Origin of the sequence: Sphingomonas sp. So64.6b (genome assembly GCF_014171475.1) — a bacterium.
Lineage (GTDB): Bacteria > Pseudomonadota > Alphaproteobacteria > Sphingomonadales > Sphingomonadaceae > Sphingomonas > Sphingomonas alpina_A.
The window spans coordinates 1,233,530-1,251,112 of sequence record NZ_CP048817.1 but is presented as its reverse complement, the minus strand read 5'-3'; the positions used below and the strand labels follow the sequence as shown (position 1 = coordinate 1,251,112).

The following is a 17,583-nucleotide window of genomic DNA, read 5'->3' as shown; positions in this document are numbered from 1 at the left end:
TTACCGGCGGAGCAACGGATGCAATTCGGCAACAACTGCCCTATCTTTCCGTCATGGCCGACCTGTTTGCGACGTTCGATCCCCCTGCCCGTGCGGCGCTCGCGGAAAATGCGCCGCTTGCCGACCGGCTGCGCCCGCAAACGCTGGGCGATGTCGTCGGGCAGGAACATATCACCGGGCCGGAAGGCGCGATCGGCCGGATGGTGGCTGCCGGCCGACTCTCGTCGATGATCCTGTGGGGGCCGCCCGGCACCGGCAAGACGACGATCGCGCGGCTGCTTGCCGATGCGGTCGATTTGCGTTTCGTTGCCATCTCGGCAGTGTTTTCGGGCGTCGCCGATCTCAAAAAGGCGTTCGCAGAGGCGCGCGAACATGCCAGGATCGGCAAGCGCACCTTGTTGTTCGTGGATGAGATTCACCGTTTCAACCGCGCGCAGCAGGACGGCTTCCTGCCCTATGTCGAGGACGGCACCGTTACGCTGGTCGGCGCAACCACCGAGAACCCGTCATTCGAACTCAACGCCGCCGTGCTGAGCCGCGCGCAAGTGCTGATCCTGCATCGGCTCGATGCCGTCGCGTTGCGCAAGCTGCTCGACCGCGCGGAAGAGGTCGAGGGTCGCCCCCTGCCGCTGACCCCGGAAGCGCGCGACGCGATGATCGCACAGGCCGATGGCGATGGCCGTTTCCTGCTCAACCAGGCCGAAACCTTGTTCTCGGTCGACCTGCCCGAACCGCTCGACCCGGCGGGGCTGTCGGCGTTCCTGCAACGCCGCGTCGCGGTCTACGACAAGGACCGGGAGGGGCACTACAACCTGATCTCCGCGCTGCATAAATCGCTGCGCGGGTCGGATCCGCAAGCCTCGCTCTATTATCTCGCGCGCATGCTCACCGCGGGCGAAGAGCCACTTTATGTCCTGCGCCGCCTGGTCCGCTTCGCCAGCGAGGATATCGGCCTCGCCGACCCAAATGCGCTGGTGCAGTGTCTTGCCGCCAAGGAGGCCTATGATTTCCTCGGCAGCCCGGAAGGTGAACTCGCGATCGCGCAAGCGTGCCTTTATTGTGCCACCGCGCCCAAATCCAATGCGGCTTATGTGGCGCAAAAGGCAGCGTGGCGCAGTGCGAAGGAAACCGGCTCACTGATGCCGCCGCAGAACATCCTCAATGCGCCGACCAAGCTGATGAAGGATATCGGTTATGGCAAAGGCTATGCCTATGACCACGACACCGACAGCGGTTTTTCGGGGTCCAATTACTGGCCCGAGGAGATGAGCCCGCAGACCTTTTACGAGCCGACCGATCGCGGCATGGAAAAGCGCATCGCCGAGCGCATGGCTTGGTGGCGGGAGATGAAGGAGAGCGGCAAATGAGCCTGGACTGGGACGGCGTGACCGCTTTCGCCTTGAAGCTGACCGACACCGAGCTTTCAACCAGCTATGGCAGTCCGGCGATCAAGACCGTGTCGAACGGCCGCGTTTTCCTCCACCCGAGCCGCGATGCGGGATCGTTCGTGCTGGCGATCGATCGCGATACCAAGGAAATGCTGATGGAGACCGATCCCGGCACCTTCTGGCAGACCCCGCATTACGAAGGCTGGCCGGGCGTGCTCGTGCGCTATGACAGCGACGATCCCGATCGGGTGTTTGCGACGATCGAACGCTCACGCGACTGGTCCGCCGCACGGCCGCGTTCAAAGCCGCGCAAGAAGAAATGAGTTTCGGATGGGACGAAGCGGTTGCCTTCGCGCTGACCCTGCCCGGCGTGACGATCGGCGCCGGCGCGAAAGGAACGACGTCGCCGCAAATTCGCGGGCAACAGATCGTGTCGCAAGGGCGCGATTCCGGCACATTCGTGTTGCGCGCGACGCGCGAGGAAATCGAAATCCTCAAGGAAACCGACCCGGCCTGTTTCTGGCAGACGCCGCAATATGAAGGCTGGCCGACGGTGCTGGTCCGCACCGAAACCGCCGACCCGGACCGGCTGAAGGTCTTGATCGAACGCGCCTGGTGGGACCGCGCGACAAAGGCGCAGCGAGCGGCGCGTGGTGGCGATCGTCCCTGATCATTTCACCAGATTCGCGGCGATTGACTGGTCCGGCGCCAAGGGCAGCAGCCATCCCGGCATTGCGCTGGCGCTGTGCGAGGCGGGTGATGTTGCGCCAGTGATTATCGATCCGCCGGGGAAGGCCTGGTCGCGAACCGAAATCCTCGACTGGCTTCGCGCCCGCGCCGACGAGCCCTTGCTGGTCGGGTTCGACTTCAGCTTCTCGCCGCCATTTCTCGAACGCGGCGCTTATCTGCCCGGCGAATCCGTCACCACCAACCCGCGCGATTTCTGGGCTTATGTCGATGCACACAGCCCCGACGTGGATCTCGGTGCGGCGTCATTCCTCGAGACGCGGCGCGGCACGCACTTCTATCTCGGGGCAGCCGACGGAACCAAGGCCGACTTCATGCATCTGCGCCGTGTCGAGGCGCATCACAAAGCCAATGGCGGCGGCAAACCGACCACCGTCTATGATGCGATCGGCGCGGCGCAGGTCGCCAAGGCGAGCTTTGCCGGCATGCGATTGCTGCATCATCTGGGCACCGCGATCCCGGTCTGGCCGCTCGATCCGATCCCGGCAAAGGGCGCGTGCATCGTCGAAATCTATACCGCGATCGCCGCCCGTGCGTCGGGCATGCGCAAGGGCCTGAGCAAGCTGCGCGATGCGGCGTCGCTCGATGTGGCGCTGGCGGCGGTCGGATCGCGACCGCATGTCCCGCTCGCCCGCTATACCGATCACGCAACCGATGCGATTCTCACCGCCGCCTGGCTCCGCGCCAATGTGCATCGAGACGAACTATGGCGACCAATTGCGATGACACGCGAAATTGCACGCACAGAGGGCTGGACCTTCGGCGTCGGCTGACGCATTTAGCGCCGAACACGACAAGTCGGGGGCCAAGCCTCCGGGGTACGCCGGTTTAGCTCAGTTGGTAGAGCGCCAGTTTTGTAAACTGGATGTCGCGGGTTCGATTCCTGCAACCGGCACCATTCCCCGTCAAAATCACCTGCCGGGGCTACCGGTGGTCGGCGCCATATCGAAAGCTTGTAAGACCATTTGCCAGCGATCCCCTGTGTGCTTGGTGATCGCTCGATGCTCCAAAAATCCCCGAGTCCGCGCCGCTGACATTCGATGTCAGTATGTTGATCTAATCAATTGATATATAACGAATTACGTCAACGCCTCGGCGAGGCGGCGGCAGAAAAAGATATACAACATAGGGTGTCCCATATCTCCCGCCGTCCGCCCTCATTTGTGTCGCGCAGCGCGGTCATGAGTGGCGATTCAAACATGGCACAGGATCGGGCACTTCATCCCTTGCCGGCTTACCGCGCGCGCTCTTTCTTATCGTCGAAAGCAAATCGCATGTCGAAGCAGATGGCCCGCAATCGACCGGAATATGCGCGACCGCTTGATTTAGACCGCCAACCAAGGAAAAGAGGGCGGCTTGGCGCATCGTTCGCGGTTTCGTCCGACATGGGCACCATTTTCGAAGGGCGGCGTTACCTACCCGCATGATTCCGACCCGCCCCATAAAAGTCGCCAGCTATAATATGCGCAAAGGGGTGGGCACTGACCGCCGCCGCAGCCCCGAGCGTATCCTGGAAGTGCTGCGCGAGATCGACGCCGATGTCATCGCGCTGCAGGAATGCGACCGGCGCTTCGGCGGCAGGGCGGCGGTGATCTCCACCCATCTGCTTGACGAACACAGTCCATGGAAGGCCGTGCCGTTCGGCATTCGCTCGGCGAGCATGGGCTGGCACGGCAACGGGCTGCTCGTGCGCAAGGAATCGGTGGTGATGGATTGCGAACAAATCCACCTGCCCACGCTCGAGCCGCGCGGCGCGGTAATGGCCGATGTGCGAGTTGATGGCGCACCAATCCGAATCGTCGGCATGCATCTCGACCTGTCCGGCCTGTGGCGTCGGCGACAAGCGCATGCGATCCTGACTCATGTCGAATCCTGCGTAACCCCTTACCCGACGGTGATGATGGGCGACCTCAACGACTGGAGCGCCGGATCGGGTTGCCTGCGTGACTTCGCGCATCATTTCAGCTTCGCCGCGACCGGCCCCAGTTTCCATGCCCGGCGTCCGGTCGGCCGCCTCGACAAGATCATGGTGTCGAAGGAATTTCGCATCACCGATTGCGGCGTCCATCATAGCGCCGCGGCGCGCAAGGCTTCGGATCATCTGCCCGTTTGGGCCCTGATCGAACCAGCCGTCGAACCGGGGATCGAAGCCGCCTGATGCGCGAAAAGGAACTTCGCCTCGCGCTGGTCTGCTATGGCGGCATCAGCCTCGCGGTCTACATGCATGGCATCTCCAAGGAGATCTGGCGCCTTGCCCGCGCCAGCCAGGCGTTCCTCGCCGGCAAGGAACCGGCCGGCGGCAGCCAGGGCGTCTATCGCGCGCTGCTGCAGGAGATCGAGGACGAGACCGGCATCCGCATGCGCGTGCTGGTCGACATCATCGCAGGCGCCAGCGCGGGCGGGCTCAACGGCGTGTTCCTCGCCCAGGCGATCACTACGGGGCAGAGCCTCGAACCACTGACCAAGCTGTGGCTCGATTCCGCCGATGTCGAGGCGCTGATCGCCGATGAAGCGGCGCCCGCGTCCAAACTGACCAAGATCTGGGCGCTGCCGATCGCCTGGATGGCGGGACGGCGCAGCGGCGACAAGATCGACGAAACGGTCGAGGCCGGCGCGCGCGACGAGGTCCGCGCGAAACTGTCGCACTTCATCCGCTCGCGCTGGTTTGCCCCGCCCTTTGGTGGCGAGCGGTTCAGCAATTTGATCCTCGACGCGCTCGACGCGATGGAAAAGGGTCCGAAGGGCGAACGGCTGCTGCCGATCGGCCAGCCGCTCGACCTGTTTGTCACCGTCACCGATTTCCGCGGCCATCCCGAGCGGCTCAGCCTGAATTCGCCGGCCGAGGTGATGGAGACCGAGCACCGCCTCGTGGTCAATTTCACCGATCATGGCGTGGCCGGCGAAACGCTGGCGCATCCGGCTGAACTCGCTTTCGCAGGGCGCGCGACGTCGAGCTTTCCCGGCGCCTTCCCGCCCTTCACGGTCAAGGAAATGGACCGTGTGCTCAAACAGCGCGACATGACCTGGCCGGGCCGCAAGGAATTCCTCACGCGAATTCTGCCGCGCCAGGCAGCGGTCGGCGCGGAGGAGCAGGCAGTGCTGATCGACGGATCGGTGCTCGCCAACGCGCCGTTCAAACCCGCGATCGATGCGCTGCGCGAACGTCCTGCGAAGCGTCAGATCGACCGGCGCTTCGTTTATATCGATCCCTCGCCCGGCATGAAACTCAACCTTGGCGCCAAGGCGATGACCACGCCGAGCTTCTTTCAAACCATCCTCGGCGCGGTTTCCGAACTGCCGCGCCAGCAGCCGATCCGCGACAATCTCGAGGCGATCGAGGCCCGCTCGCACCGCATCGAACGCATGCGCATGATCGTCGAGGCGATCCGCCCGGAGGTCGAGGCGCAAGTCGAATCGCTGTTCGGCTTCACCCTGTTCCTCGATTCCCCGACGCCCGCGCGGCTCGGCAGCTGGCGGCGTCGCGCGCAGGCGGCGGCGGCCAACAAGGCGGGCTATGGCTATGTCGCCTATGGTCATCTCAAGGTCACCGGCGTGATCGAATCGATCACTGACCTGCTTTATCATGCCGGCGGCGAACCCGGCCCGAACCGCTGGAACGCGATCCGCGGCTTTATCGCGACCGCCGTGCGCGACCGCGGCTTCGATGACATGACGCCATCGTTCAGCGACGGCGCGAGCGCCACGACGATCGATTTCCTGCGCACTTACGATCTCGGCTTCCGCATCCGTCGGCTACGCCTGATGGGCCGCCGACTGACCCGGATCGAGGAAGAGAATAGCGATGCGGAGATCGGGCAGCTGCGCGAAGCGATCTATCTCGCTTTGTCCGCCTATCTCGACGTCAAGCGTACCGAACGCCATCTGGCCCTGCGCCGCGACGTGCGCCAATTGCGTGGCGACGCCGGGCCGTTGCTCGACAGACTCGCCGCATCGCTTGACCTGAAAACGCTCGACGAACGCACCGAACAGCAGCTCGCCGATGCCTTTGCCGGCCTGGAACGCGAAGTGAAGCGGCCGATGCTGCTGACCTATCTCGGCTTCCCGTATTTCGACGTCGCGACCTTGCCGCTGTTGCAGGGCGAGGGCCTGGACGAATTCGATCCGATCAAGGTCGACCGCATCGCGCCCGACGACGCCAAGTCGATCCGCGGCGGCGGTGCCGAGGCGACGTTGAAGGGCATTCAGTTCAACGCGTTCGGCGCATTCTTCAGCCGCGCGTATCGCGAGAACGACTATCTGTGGGGCCGGCTGCACGGCGCGGAGCGGATGATCGACATCGTCGTGTCGACGCTGCCCGCCAATGCCGGGCTGAAACCCGGTCGCGTCGCCGCGATCAAGCGCGCCGCCTTCCACGCGATCCTCGACGAGGAAGCGCCGAAGCTGACCGCGATCCCCGCACTGATCGCGAGTTTGCGGAAGGAGATCGGGTAGCCATATTCATTCCCCTCCCTGCAAGGGAGGGGGCAGGGGGTGGGTGCGATCGCGGAGCGCATCGCTCGGCGCATAGCGCCGAACGGGGCTTCGAGCCCCGCTCGGCGCTGCCCCACCCCCAGCCCCTCCCTTGCAGGGAGGGGAGCATCACCACCGTAACGATCCGCATGGGCTGGCCAATCGTCGCCACGCGCGTTAGCGTGGGCGCCATGCAATTCCTGAAAATCCTTTTCTGGTGCCTGCTCGCCTTTCTCGCGGCGATCTTCACCATCGGTAACTGGACGACGGTGCCGCTCAAGCTGTGGGGCGGGTTGATCGCGGAGGTGAACCTGCCGCTGCTGCTGTTCGTCACCTTCCTGATCGGCTTCGTACCGGCAATGGCCTATTATCGCACGATCCTCTGGCGGTTGCGCAACCGGCTCTCCACCTCGCAGCGCGCGATGAACGACCTGCGCGATGCGACCGCGGCGCCACCACCGCCCGCATTGCGGCCCGACCCGGAGCTCGAATTGCCCGCCCCATCGATGCCGCCCGCTTCGGTGCCCCCCGCTTCGGTGCCGACCGCCGTCCCGCCGGGTGTCGCATGAGCACCAACCGCATCTTTGTCGCGCTCGACACGCCCGATATGGTGAAAGCGCACGCCATCGCCGAGAAGGTCCGCCACCATGTCGGTGGGATCAAGCTGGGCCTGGAATTCTTCATGGCGAATGGCCGCGCCGGCGTGCGCGAGATGGCCGATCTCGACCTGCCGATCTTCCTCGACCTGAAATTCCACGACATTCCCAACACCGTCGCCAAGGCGATCCAGGCGCTGCGTCCGCTCGAACCGGCGATCTTGACGGTTCACGCGGCCGGCGGCCGCGCGATGCTCGAGGATGCCAAGGCTGCCGCACCGACCGGTACCAAGGTCGTCGCGGTGACCACCTTGACCAGCCTCGATGATAACGACCTTGTCTCGATCGGTTATGCCGGCGATCCGCACGAGCAGGTGATGCGCCTGACCGAACTGGCCATGTCGGCGGGCGTGGACGGCGTGGTCTGCTCCGGCGCTGAAGTCGCCGCGGCCAAGTCGTTATGGCCCAAGGGGTTTTTCGTCGTGCCCGGCGTTCGCCCGGCCAATGGCAGCGTCGGCGACCAGAAGCGCGTCGTCACCCCACGCGAAGCGATCGACGCCGGTGCCTCGATCCTCGTGATCGGTCGGCCGATCACTCAGGCGGAAGACCCGGACCAGGCTGCGCGAGAGATCAGCGCGACCCTATAAGCCCCGGCTCGGGCGGGATTCCCGTTTCGCGGGAATGACGCTAGAGCTTTTGCGACTTACGTCGATACGGTGCCAGCCCGCTCCCCCTCCCGGCCACCCACAGCGTATCCTGAATGGGTGGCCGGGAGGGGGAGCGGGCTGGCACCGTCTATACCGGAAAGACGCAATGCCCATCACCGCCAAGATTTGCGGCCTGTCGACGGCCGAAACGCTCGACGCCGCCATCATGGGTGGCGCGAGCCATGTCGGGTTCGTGTTCTTCCCGCCCTCTCCGCGCGATCTGTCACGTGAGCGCGCCGCGATGCTTGCCGCACGGGTGCCGCGTCATGTCGCCAGGGCCGGTGTGTTCGTCGATCCCGACGACGCGACGATCGAATCCGCGATCGATGCCGGGCGGCTCGACGTGCTGCAATTGCATAAGACCACCCCGACCCGGCTGGCCGCGATCAAGGCGCGCACCGGTCTCGAAATCTGGGCTGCGGTGGCGGTCAAGGCTCGTGCCGACCTCAACGCGGCGTTGACCTATTCCGGCGCGGCGGATCGCATCCTTTACGACGCGAAGACGCCGGACAGCGCCGCGCTCCCCGGTGGCATGGGCATCCGGTTCGACTGGGCATTGCTCGAAGGCTTTCGCCACCCGCTGCCCTGGGCGCTATCCGGCGGGCTCGATCCGGACAATGTGGTTGAGGCGATCCGGCGCACCGGCGCGACACTGGTGGACGTGTCGTCGGGCGTGGAAAGCGCGCCGGGCGTAAAGGACGAGACGAAGATCGCCGCGTTCCTTCGCGCGGTGGCGTCCCGCTAACCCCTCCCCGCGATAACAGGCTATGCTCGACACCAACGAAGAGGATGGTAAAGCGCGCGACATGAACGCCGCGAACCCCTTCCCGCCCAATTCCTTTCGAGCCCAGCCCGACGATCGCGGGCATTTCGGCGATTTTGGTGGGCGCTATGTCGCCGAGACGCTGATGCCGCTCGTGCTCGATCTCGACAAGGCGTACCGCGCGGCAAAGGCCGACCCGGCGTTCACTGCGCAATTCGAGGATTTGCTCGAACATTATGTCGGCCGCCCCAGCCCGCTTTATTATGCCGAGCGCCTGACCGACGCGTTGCGCGAATCCGCTCCGCACGGAAAAGGCGCGGAAGTCTGGTTCAAGCGCGACGAGCTCAACCACACCGGCGCGCATAAGATCAACAATTGCGTCGGGCAGATTTTGCTCGCCATGCGCATGGGCAAGACGCGGATCATCGCCGAGACCGGCGCGGGCCAGCATGGCGTCGCCACCGCGACCGTTTGCGCGCGCTTCGGACTCCCTTGCGTGATCTATATGGGCGCCAAGGATGTCGAGCGTCAGGCGCCGAACGTGTTCCGCATGAAGCTGCTCGGCGCCGAAGTGCGCCCGGTCAAGAGCGGCGCGCATACGCTGAAGGATGCGATGAACGAGGCGATGCGCGACTGGGTCGCCAACGTCCACGACACATTCTACATCATCGGCACCGCCGCCGGCCCGCATCCCTATCCGGAACTGGTCCGTGATTTCCAGAGCGTGATCGGGCGCGAAGCGCGCGAGCAGATGCTGAAGCGCATCAACCGCCTGCCCGACCTGCTGGTCGCGGCGATCGGCGGCGGGTCGAACGCGATCGGCCTGTTCCATCCATTCCTCGACGATGCGGACGTCGCGATGCTCGGCGTCGAAGCGGCGGGACATGGCCTCGACAAGGAACATGCCGCGTCGCTCGCCGGCGGATCACCCGGCATCCTGCATGGCAACAAGACCTATCTGCTGCAGGACGAGGACGGCCAGATCACCGAGGCGCATTCGATCTCCGCCGGGCTCGATTATCCCGGCATCGGCCCTGAGCATAGCTGGCTGCATTCGATCGGCCGTGTCGAATATACTTCGGCGACCGATGTCGAGGCGCTTGATGCCTTCCAACTGCTATGTCGCACCGAGGGTATCATCCCCGCGCTCGAACCGTCCCACGCCATTGCTGCCGTCGCGAAGCGCGCGCGCGAAATGGATCGCGACCAGATCATTCTCGCCAATCTGTGCGGGCGTGGCGACAAGGATATCTTCACGGTGGCTGAAGCGCTGGGAGTGTCGATGTGAGAGCACTCTGCCACCCCAACCTCAACCGTCATCCCAGCGAAGGCTGGGATCTCCCGGTTGGCGAGCGTGACGCGCACCCCACAGAGACCCCAGCCTTCGCTGGGGTGACGACCGGGGTGGAGGCCGCGATATGACCCGCCTTTCCGCCGCCTTCGCCAAGGGCCACCCCGCGCTCGTGACCTTCGTCACCGCCGGCGATCCCACGCCAGCGGCCACCGCCGCGATCCTCGACGCGCTGGTCGCAGGAGGTGCCGACGTGATCGAACTCGGCATGCCGTTCACCGACCCGATGGCCGATGGCCCGGCGATCCAGGCCGCAAACCTGCGCAGCTTCGCGGCGGGCACGAAGACCGCCGATATCCTGAACATCGCCAAGGCGTTCCGCGCGCGCCATCCCGATACGCCTTTGGTGCTGATGGGTTATGCCAATCCGATGACGATCCGCGGCGCCGACTGGTTCGCCGCCGCGGCGAAGGACGCCGGCGTCGACGGCGTGATCTGCGTCGATATTCCGCCCGAGGAGGATGAGGAACTCGGCCCCGCGCTGCGTGCCGCAGGAATCGACCCGATCCGCCTGTCCACCCCGACCACCGATGCGGCGCGCCTGCCGACCGTGCTCGATGGCGCGAGCGGCTTCCTCTATTATGTCTCAGTCGCCGGCATCACCGGGCTGCAACAAGCGGCACAGGTGTCGATCGACGAAGCGGTCGCGCGCCTCAAGGCATCGACCGACCTGCCCGTCGCGGTCGGCTTCGGCATCCGCACGCCCGAACAGGCCGCCGCCATCGCCAGGGTCGCGGACGGCGTAGTGGTCGGCTCTGCAATCGTCGACCTGATCGCCGAACATGGCGAGGCTGCGCCCGGACCGGTTCGCGCCTATATTGAAAGCCTCTCGACGGCGATCCGCGCCGCACGACAGAAGGAATTGGCATGAGCTGGCTGACCAGCGTCCGGAACGCGCTCTCGTTCGTCGTTCCGGTCAAAAAGGATACGCCCGACAATCTCTGGCACAAGTGCAAGGGTTGCGGGCAGATGGTGTTCGTCAAGGAACTGGAGGAGAATCTCCATGTCTGCCCGCATTGCGAACATCATGAGCGCATCGGACCGATCACGCGCTTCAGCTATACCTTCGACCAGGGCAGCTACACGATCATCCCGCTGCCCAAGGTGCCGGACGATCCGTTGAAGTTCCGCGATACCAAGCGTTATGCCGACCGCATCAAGGCAGCGCGCGCCGCGACCAATGAAGGCGATGCGCTGATCAACGCGCGCGGCACGATCGAGGGCCATAAGGCAGTCGTCGGCGTACAGGATTTCGCTTTCATGGGCGGGTCGATGGGTCTCGCGGTCGGCGAAGCCTTCGTGCGCGGCGTCGAGAACGCGATCGAGGACAATTGCCCATATATCATCTTCACCGCGGCGGGCGGTGCGCGCATGCAGGAAGGCATTCTCAGCCTGATGCAGATGCCGCGCGCGACCGTGGCGATCGCGATGCTGCACGATGCCGGCCTGCCCTATATCGTGGTGCTGACCGACCCGACCACCGGCGGCGTCACCGCCAGCTATGCGATGCTCGGCGACGTGCAGATCGCCGAACCGGGCGCGCTGATCGGTTTCGCGGGCCAACGCGTGATCGAACAGACGATCCGCGAGAAATTGCCCGAAGGATTCCAGCGCGCGGAATACCTGCTCGAACATGGCATGCTCGATATGGTCACGCACCGCAAAGCATTGCGCGAAACGGTGGCGAACGTGATCGGATATCTGTGCGCGAAAAAGGCGGCTTAGCAATCATTAATCCCCTCCCCTTCAGGGGAGGGGTTAGGGGTGGGGCAGCGGCGGACGAGGCTCGATGCCTCGTTCGGCGCTCCGGTTCAGGTGCCGAATGTTTTTCTAGGCGCGCAGACGCGCGCACCCACCCCAACCCAGTTCGGCGGCTCTTGGCCCTGTCTGGGAGACAGGGCTGCCGCCGAACTCTTAAAAGGGAGGGGCTTGAGTAAGTCATGCCTGACCACGCCTCATCCTCATCGCCCGCCGTACAGGCACAACTCGACCGGCTCTGGTCGCTCTCTCCTGGTGCCGATATCCTTGGCCTGGAACGCATCACCGCGTTGCTCGCGCGGATCGGGAATCCGCATCACAACCTCCCGCCTGTCATCCACGTCGCTGGCACTAACGGCAAAGGTTCGACCTGCGCGTTCCTGCGTGCGGGCGTCGAGGCCGCGGGGCTGACCGCGCACGTTTATACCAGTCCCCATCTCGTCCGTTTCAACGAACGGATCCGCATCGCGGGGCGCCTGATCGAGGATGACGTCCTCGCTACCTTGCTCGCCGAAGTGCTCGACCAGGCGGATGGGATCGGCGCGAGTTTCTTCGAGGTGACCACCGCTGCCGCGTTCCTCGCTTTCTCGCGCGAACCGGCCGACACTTGCATCATCGAGGTCGGCTTGGGCGGCCGGCTTGACGCGACCAATGTCATTGCCCGGCCGATCGTTACCGGCATTGCTCAGCTCGGGGTCGATCACCAATTCTTCCTTGGCGATACGGCGGAGGAGATCGCCGGTGAGAAAGCGGGCATCGCCAAAGCGGGCGTGCCACTCGTCACCATGAAATATCCGCCCACCGTCGCGCAGCGCGTGGCCAATGTCGCCGGCGCGGCCAACGCGACCGTCTTGGCCGCAGGGCAGGCCTGGTCGTTCAGTGCCGATGCGGAGCGGCTGACTTATGAAGACGCGCAAGGACGGGTCGAGACTCCGCGCCCTCGCCTCGCCGGCCCGCATCAACCGGAGAATCTCGCGCTCGCCATCGCGCTGCTGCGTCACCAGGATCGCCTGGCGATTCCGCCGGGCGCCTATGGCGCCGCCGCAACGAACGCGCGCTGGCCGGCGCGGATGCAGCGACTCGGCGACGGGCCGCTTGTCGCGCTGCTGCCCCAAGGCAGCGAGGTGTGGCTTGATGGCGGGCATAATCCGGCAGCGGGATCAGCCATCGCGGCTGCACTGGCGGAGGTTTCCTTAACCCCGAACGGTGTCCGTCGTCCGATCCAGATCATCCTGGGCATGCTCTCCAACAAGGATCCCGAGGGCCTGTTGCAGCCTATCGCGGAGATGGCCGAAAGCCTGACGGCAGTACCGGTGCCCGATCACGAACATCATTCCCCCGCTGATCTGGCGCAACATGCGAGGCGACTCGGCATAAGTGCGACTGCAACCGATCAGAATGTCCCGGACGCACTCCGATCCATTGCCCGTCGCTGTGATCCACGAGGCACACCACCCGTCGTCCTGATCCTCGGTTCGCTCTACCTGGCAGGAGAAGTGCTCGCGGCAAACGGCGAGCCACCGGACTGAATTCTTATTGCTATTGACTTGCAATAACGAAGGCGCGACGATCAGCGGGTTCCCAACGGAGTCCCGCCATGACCGCCGCCCCGATGTCTCCACCGACCCCCACGACCATGACTCATGCCGCACTGCTGCCGCATGGCGTACCGCCCTGTCACAATGCCCGACTCGCACTGTTCGCGATGCGTCGAATGGGCGCGAGCGGCCTGACCGACGCGCCTGCCACCAATGCGATGATCAATGGCTTTGGCGAAAGCTTCCGCCGTCCGCTCGTGCTGATGCGCGCGTTCATGGCCGATCTGGCCAGCGCGGCGCAGAATCCGATCTCGATCGCGCCCTGTTGTTGTGGCCGGATGACCTCTGCCGAAAATACGCTGCTCGTCATCCTGGCGCGCGCCGAAACATCGTCGGACAGCGCGCATCTGCTGCTCGCCGACCTGCTCGGCCTACGTCATGCCGATGGTGTGCTTGCCAGTGCGACTGCAGTTGCCCAGGCCTTCGCCGATGCCGGGCGACCGATCGCGGCGTGAATCCCAGCCCTGGTTTAGCAAACCCCGGATGTCTGTCGTTGGTGGGAAGCGGACTGGCCGCTTTTGGAGGCCGTTGCCGAGCTAACGGACGCTGCAGTTTGGGATTAGGGGCGGCGAGGCGGCGCAGGCGCCAAGGGCTGCCGAACCACATCGTAAGCCCGACAGACTTCCGGTGAGCAAGGGTACGCAGTCTCTACCTTTGCGGCGATGCGACGCTGCTCACTACAACTCAACCCGGTCGTGTCGATCACCATTTCGGGAACGGGCGATATGCGCGCGGCTCGTTGAAGGAATTGAAGCAGAACCTCATCTGAGACCGGCACATTATTCCACGTTAGTGATCCGTTTGCTTCTCTGAGAACATTACGGATTTCAGCGGATGATGGCTTCCCTCCCCATGCCGTCCCCAGTGGGCAGGAAGCCTGCATTTCGGCCGCGGGCGCAAAAATCAGTGCGAGCATCGGCAACATGTTCAACCCTTAGTATCCGGCGAGGCCATTCGCCTCACAATTCGTATCGCACGGGTTTGATCGTTGCCTCAATGGTCAGCATGGGAAAAGTGGCTACCTTCCGCGCCAACTCATCGGCGGGTTTTAAAGCTTAGGCAGCTACCTCCAAACGGCCTCAACTGGGTCGATTCCGGTCGTAGCGCTTTTTAGAAAAGTCTCGACGTCAATCCTTGGCGCGCAAACGCCGTGAGCTTCTCGGTCGCCCAACGGTAGATATGGCCTCCACCACGCGCTGCTGCCGGTCGAGGCGTTTCGTTCGACCCGCGACTTCTTCCAGCACGACGCGCGCTTTCTTGTCCCGGCCCTGCTCCAACGGTGCGGCATAGCAGCACCGTCCTTCTTCGTCGGGCCGGCGCGTGACGAGGTCGGGGTAAAGCGCCAGCGCTTCTTCCTCGCACCCCAGCGTTTCGCCGATGCGCGCGAGCAGCAGGCCATGGCGACCGATCGCTCGACCTCGCCGAATCCTAAAACCGATCGACCCCCGCCACGAACGAGCGTAATTGTGCGTCGCTCAGAAGGTCGATCTGCATGATGAGTGGACGATCGGCGATCAAGTGCTCGATTTCGGCGCGATGCGCGTCCATCCATCGTACGAGCAACTCGCGGAAGCGCCGGTTGGCCCGACCGTGCCCGCTGCTCTCGTCGAGGTGACCACCGATGATACTGCCGGTGAGCGCATATCGCGGATCCAGCGAGAATGTGATTTCCGAATATTTGGCCCTGAGTTCTCGTTCATCGTCAGGCATCGTCTTGAACGCCTCGGCGCGATAGGCCTGGTCCAGCGAGTGCCGGCCTTCATGGGCGAAGACCGTGGCCTCGGTCGTCAGCCGGAGGACTTCCGCGATGAAACCGACTGCAGCCGGCCCACCCAGGGGCCCGTTGTGCTTCTGGCTATTCGCGATGCGGCGACTGGCCTCAAGCCGGATGCGAAGCGGCGCCGCGTCCGGCTCGGCATAGGGGTCCGCTCCGCAGCGTTTCAGATCGGTCAGTTCCAGTGTTGATATACGCCGTTCCAGCACAGCAAGTGCCTTGGGATCGGTGATCCAGGCCAGTTGGTCGTAAGGGGCGGTCAGATAAGCCTGCCTGACCTGGATCATGGTCGATTCCGTGCCCCATCCGCCCACGTTCGTGGTGCCGTACCATGACGTGAAATCCCTGGAGATCATCTGGTCCAGCGAGATGAACCTGAACTCCGCCGAATGGCCATATTGCTGCACGCGCCGGCGCTCATCGACGACGGTGTGGCCGGCGAGCATCCCGTAGAAATCGACCGTCGCATCAAAATAGCCCTCGGCGCCGAAGCGGTCTGCGATGACGGGAAGAAGGTCGGCCAGGATCGCCTTCGAACTTCGATCGTCGCTTGGCGCCTTGCTACCAAGCGCGAGAAGAAGAGTCTCGGCGGGCTTCGCCATAGCCGAGTCATAAGCCGCCTCATAACTCCGCAGACCATTGGCGATGCGTGGATAGAAGCTGGCGTTTACGCTCGCCACCGCGAGAAGGTAATCGCGGTAGGCGAGCAGCGCGTGGAGTTCGGGATCGATATCCGCGACCTGTTCTGCCACCTGAGCGGCCAGTTTGTAGAATCTTGCTCCACCCAGCGCCAGGGCAAGTCGCCGACGTTCCTCAATGGTCAGGGACTCCGCTCGCCAGTCGCGCGCCAGGGAAGCGAGCGCGGCAACCGGCGCCGCCATAATCCCCGTCGTGGCCGCCGCGTTGGCGATGAAGTGATAGGCCAGAACCCCGTTCAAGATCGCGCTGCCATTGCCCGCGGCCACGCCGATACCGACCAACGCTTCGGCAGCGTCAGACCGGCCGGGTTGTCGACCCAGCACTTCGCCCAGATTGGCGATGACAAGAGCCGCTCTCGCCTGCATGATGGCCGCATTGGGGTGCCGCCGGACGAGATCTGTCTCGAGCTGCGCGTGAAGGACAAGGGCGTTCGACCGATCGACCCCATCCGCTGCCACCTTGACCGCCGCCAGCACATTCTCAAGGGCCATTGTCGGCTGACCGGACTCCCGGAACAGACGCGCGCGCTGAATCAAGGTCGTTGGCGAATTTGGCTCCATCGCCAATGCCTGCGCCAGTCGCTTATTTGCGCGGCTTGAATTCCTGTCGAAACGCCAATCGTAATCCGCCAGCGTTCGAAGCGCGCGCGCGGCCGTCGCAGGATCGAGTCCGGGCAGCGAGCCAACGGCTTCCAGGTGGCGGCGCGAAAGGGCCAGATCGTAGCGGCCGAACGCCTCCTGAGCTTTATCCAGCAGCGCTTCGCCATCTGTTGCGGCGACCGGCGCTGCGCCAAGCGCCCATCCACTCGTCAGGCCGATGGTGATGGCGACCGCCGCGCCTCCGAGGAAGAAGCGCCGGCCCAACAAACTCTGATCCGCGGAATCTGCATGGCCCGGGGCCGTCAGACCGCTGCTTTTGACCGATAATGGCGACATGACTTGCCTTTGATGTTGGTGCACCCGCCGTTATACTCACTTCGAATGTGCGATATTGAATGTAATTCACTGCAGCGGGTGTCGCCGGCTGGTGGCCGTCTCCTTCATCCGGCCGGAGACTTGCTGGCCCGCCACAGCCATGCGGGTGCCTTCGCGGCCATTGTCCTTGCCGGCGGGTATGTGGAGGCGGGGGATACAGGTCGACATCGCGTGGTCGCCGGGGATGTGCTCTTCCACCATGCCTACGAAGCTCATCTGAATCGTGTGCCTCGCACCGGTGCTGAGGTCTTCGTGCTGCCGCTGAGAATGCCCCGCGCCATGGCCATCCATGGCCGGATCGCTGATCCCGACACGATCGTGCGTCTTGCCGAACGTGACCTGGCGCAAGCGACGGGGGCGCTCCTCGATCAGGTCCAGTCGCGTGCTACGGTGATTGAGGACTGGCCGGATATGCTCGCCCAGGCGATCCTCGCTGACCCCAACATGTCGATCGGGGCCTGGGCTTCGGATCATGGCCTGCATCCCGGAAGCGTTAGCCGCGGTTTTCGCCAGGAATTCGAGATCAGTCCGGCCAGTTTCCGCGTCAGTGTTCGGGCGCAGCGTGCGATCCTGGCTCTCGGGGAGGATAAGGCGCTCGCACAAGTGGCGTTGACTGCTGGTTTCGCGGACCAGGCACATATGTCCCGAGTGCTCAAAAAGGCAACCGGGCAGACCCCCAAGCGCGTCAGGGAACAGCATGCGCAAGTTGGCGGAAGTGCCGACCCGAGGGCGAAAATCCTTAGCGAGCTAAGTTAAAT

Annotated in this window: 16 protein-coding genes and 1 tRNA gene; 16 read left to right on the top strand and 1 reads right to left on the bottom strand. The window is 64.2% G+C overall.

What is annotated here, in order from left to right:
- Positions 1-53 precede the first annotated feature (53 nt).
- The 15 genes from G4G27_RS05950 (at position 54) to G4G27_RS05880 (ending at position 13,833) form a co-directional block, all read left to right on the top strand.
- Positions 54-1,367: a replication-associated recombination protein A gene (locus G4G27_RS05950; RefSeq protein ID WP_183112490.1), complete on the top strand. Its 1,314-nt coding sequence runs from the start codon at positions 54-56 to the stop codon at positions 1,365-1,367.
- On the top strand, positions 1,364-1,711 hold the full coding sequence (locus tag G4G27_RS05945; protein WP_183112489.1) for a hypothetical protein: 348 nt from the start codon (positions 1,364-1,366) through the stop codon (positions 1,709-1,711). Before G4G27_RS05950 ends, G4G27_RS05945 begins: the two co-directional genes overlap by 4 nt.
- Positions 1,708-2,058 (top strand): hypothetical protein, encoded by a 351-nt coding sequence (locus G4G27_RS05940; RefSeq protein ID WP_183112488.1) that lies wholly within the window; start codon positions 1,708-1,710, stop codon positions 2,056-2,058. The genes G4G27_RS05945 and G4G27_RS05940 overlap by 4 nt, the downstream gene beginning before the upstream one ends.
- A complete protein-coding gene (locus G4G27_RS05935; RefSeq protein ID WP_183113643.1) occupies positions 2,048-2,908 on the top strand; it encodes a hypothetical protein in 861 nt (286 codons plus the stop codon). Before G4G27_RS05940 ends, G4G27_RS05935 begins: the two co-directional genes overlap by 11 nt.
- A gap of 49 nt (positions 2,909-2,957) precedes the next feature.
- Positions 2,958-3,033, top strand: a tRNA-Thr gene (locus G4G27_RS05930).
- A gap of 525 nt (positions 3,034-3,558) precedes the next feature.
- Positions 3,559-4,293 (top strand): endonuclease/exonuclease/phosphatase family protein, encoded by a 735-nt coding sequence (locus tag G4G27_RS05925; protein ID WP_183112487.1) that lies wholly within the window; start codon positions 3,559-3,561, stop codon positions 4,291-4,293.
- Positions 4,293-6,587: a patatin-like protein gene (locus tag G4G27_RS05920; protein WP_183112486.1), complete on the top strand. Its 2,295-nt coding sequence runs from the start codon at positions 4,293-4,295 to the stop codon at positions 6,585-6,587. Before G4G27_RS05925 ends, G4G27_RS05920 begins: the two co-directional genes overlap by 1 nt.
- A gap of 209 nt (positions 6,588-6,796) precedes the next feature.
- The gene (locus G4G27_RS05915; protein ID WP_183112485.1) at positions 6,797-7,174 is read left to right on the top strand and encodes a lipopolysaccharide assembly protein LapA domain-containing protein; all 378 of its coding nucleotides are present in this window, start codon (positions 6,797-6,799) and stop codon (positions 7,172-7,174) included.
- The gene (pyrF, locus tag G4G27_RS05910; protein WP_183112484.1) at positions 7,171-7,848 is read left to right on the top strand and encodes an orotidine-5'-phosphate decarboxylase; all 678 of its coding nucleotides are present in this window, start codon (positions 7,171-7,173) and stop codon (positions 7,846-7,848) included. Before G4G27_RS05915 ends, pyrF begins: the two co-directional genes overlap by 4 nt.
- 166 nt (positions 7,849-8,014) lie before the next feature.
- Positions 8,015-8,653, top strand: a complete 639-nt coding sequence (locus tag G4G27_RS05905; RefSeq protein WP_183112483.1) for a phosphoribosylanthranilate isomerase — start codon at positions 8,015-8,017, stop codon at positions 8,651-8,653.
- A 61-nt stretch (positions 8,654-8,714) separates the two neighbouring features.
- A complete protein-coding gene (trpB, locus tag G4G27_RS05900; protein ID WP_183113642.1) occupies positions 8,715-9,959 on the top strand; it encodes a tryptophan synthase subunit beta in 1,245 nt (414 codons plus the stop codon).
- A 130-nt stretch (positions 9,960-10,089) separates the two neighbouring features.
- The gene (gene trpA / locus G4G27_RS05895; protein WP_183112482.1) at positions 10,090-10,893 is read left to right on the top strand and encodes a tryptophan synthase subunit alpha; all 804 of its coding nucleotides are present in this window, start codon (positions 10,090-10,092) and stop codon (positions 10,891-10,893) included.
- Positions 10,890-11,747, top strand: a complete 858-nt coding sequence (gene accD / locus G4G27_RS05890) for an acetyl-CoA carboxylase, carboxyltransferase subunit beta (RefSeq protein WP_183112481.1) — start codon at positions 10,890-10,892, stop codon at positions 11,745-11,747. The genes trpA and accD overlap by 4 nt, the downstream gene beginning before the upstream one ends.
- 215 nt (positions 11,748-11,962) lie before the next feature.
- On the top strand, positions 11,963-13,309 hold the full coding sequence (locus G4G27_RS05885; RefSeq protein ID WP_183112480.1) for a folylpolyglutamate synthase/dihydrofolate synthase family protein: 1,347 nt from the start codon (positions 11,963-11,965) through the stop codon (positions 13,307-13,309).
- Positions 13,310-13,377: 68 nt separating this feature from the next.
- A complete protein-coding gene (locus G4G27_RS05880; RefSeq protein WP_244624572.1) occupies positions 13,378-13,833 on the top strand; it encodes a DUF6628 family protein in 456 nt (151 codons plus the stop codon).
- A gap of 973 nt (positions 13,834-14,806) precedes the next feature.
- Here G4G27_RS05880 and G4G27_RS05875 read toward each other — a convergent pair.
- Positions 14,807-16,786 (bottom strand): hypothetical protein, encoded by a 1,980-nt coding sequence (locus G4G27_RS05875; protein ID WP_183112479.1) that lies wholly within the window; start codon positions 16,784-16,786, stop codon positions 14,807-14,809.
- Between the two features lie 120 nt (positions 16,787-16,906).
- On the opposite strand from G4G27_RS05875, the gene G4G27_RS05870 reads away from it, so the two are divergent.
- Entirely contained in the window at positions 16,907-17,581 is a 675-nt protein-coding gene (locus G4G27_RS05870) for an AraC family transcriptional regulator (protein ID WP_183112478.1), read from the top strand.
- The last annotated feature ends 2 nt before the right edge of the window (positions 17,582-17,583 follow it).

What these genes read in the sequence shown, in the direction of transcription:
- G4G27_RS05915 (WP_183112485.1), top strand. Translation starts at nt 6,797, where the DNA reads ATGCAATTCCTGAAAATCCTTTTCTGGTGCCTGCTCGCCTTTCTCGCG.
- G4G27_RS05885 (WP_183112480.1), top strand. Translation starts at nt 11,963, where the DNA reads ATGCCTGACCACGCCTCATCCTCATCGCCCGCCGTACAGGCACAACTC.
- G4G27_RS05875 (WP_183112479.1), bottom strand. Translation starts at nt 16,786, where the DNA reads ATGTCGCCATTATCGGTCAAAAGCAGCGGTCTGACGGCCCCGGGCCAT.
- G4G27_RS05925 (WP_183112487.1), top strand. Translation starts at nt 3,559, where the DNA reads ATGATTCCGACCCGCCCCATAAAAGTCGCCAGCTATAATATGCGCAAA.
- G4G27_RS05880 (WP_244624572.1), top strand. Translation starts at nt 13,378, where the DNA reads ATGACCGCCGCCCCGATGTCTCCACCGACCCCCACGACCATGACTCAT.
- accD (WP_183112481.1), top strand. Translation starts at nt 10,890, where the DNA reads ATGAGCTGGCTGACCAGCGTCCGGAACGCGCTCTCGTTCGTCGTTCCG.
- G4G27_RS05950 (WP_183112490.1), top strand. Translation starts at nt 54, where the DNA reads ATGGCCGACCTGTTTGCGACGTTCGATCCCCCTGCCCGTGCGGCGCTC.
- G4G27_RS05940 (WP_183112488.1), top strand. Translation starts at nt 1,708, where the DNA reads ATGAGTTTCGGATGGGACGAAGCGGTTGCCTTCGCGCTGACCCTGCCC.
- G4G27_RS05945 (WP_183112489.1), top strand. Translation starts at nt 1,364, where the DNA reads ATGAGCCTGGACTGGGACGGCGTGACCGCTTTCGCCTTGAAGCTGACC.
- G4G27_RS05920 (WP_183112486.1), top strand. Translation starts at nt 4,293, where the DNA reads ATGCGCGAAAAGGAACTTCGCCTCGCGCTGGTCTGCTATGGCGGCATC.
- trpA (WP_183112482.1), top strand. Translation starts at nt 10,090, where the DNA reads ATGACCCGCCTTTCCGCCGCCTTCGCCAAGGGCCACCCCGCGCTCGTG.
- G4G27_RS05905 (WP_183112483.1), top strand. Translation starts at nt 8,015, where the DNA reads ATGCCCATCACCGCCAAGATTTGCGGCCTGTCGACGGCCGAAACGCTC.
- pyrF (WP_183112484.1), top strand. Translation starts at nt 7,171, where the DNA reads ATGAGCACCAACCGCATCTTTGTCGCGCTCGACACGCCCGATATGGTG.
- trpB (WP_183113642.1), top strand. Translation starts at nt 8,715, where the DNA reads ATGAACGCCGCGAACCCCTTCCCGCCCAATTCCTTTCGAGCCCAGCCC.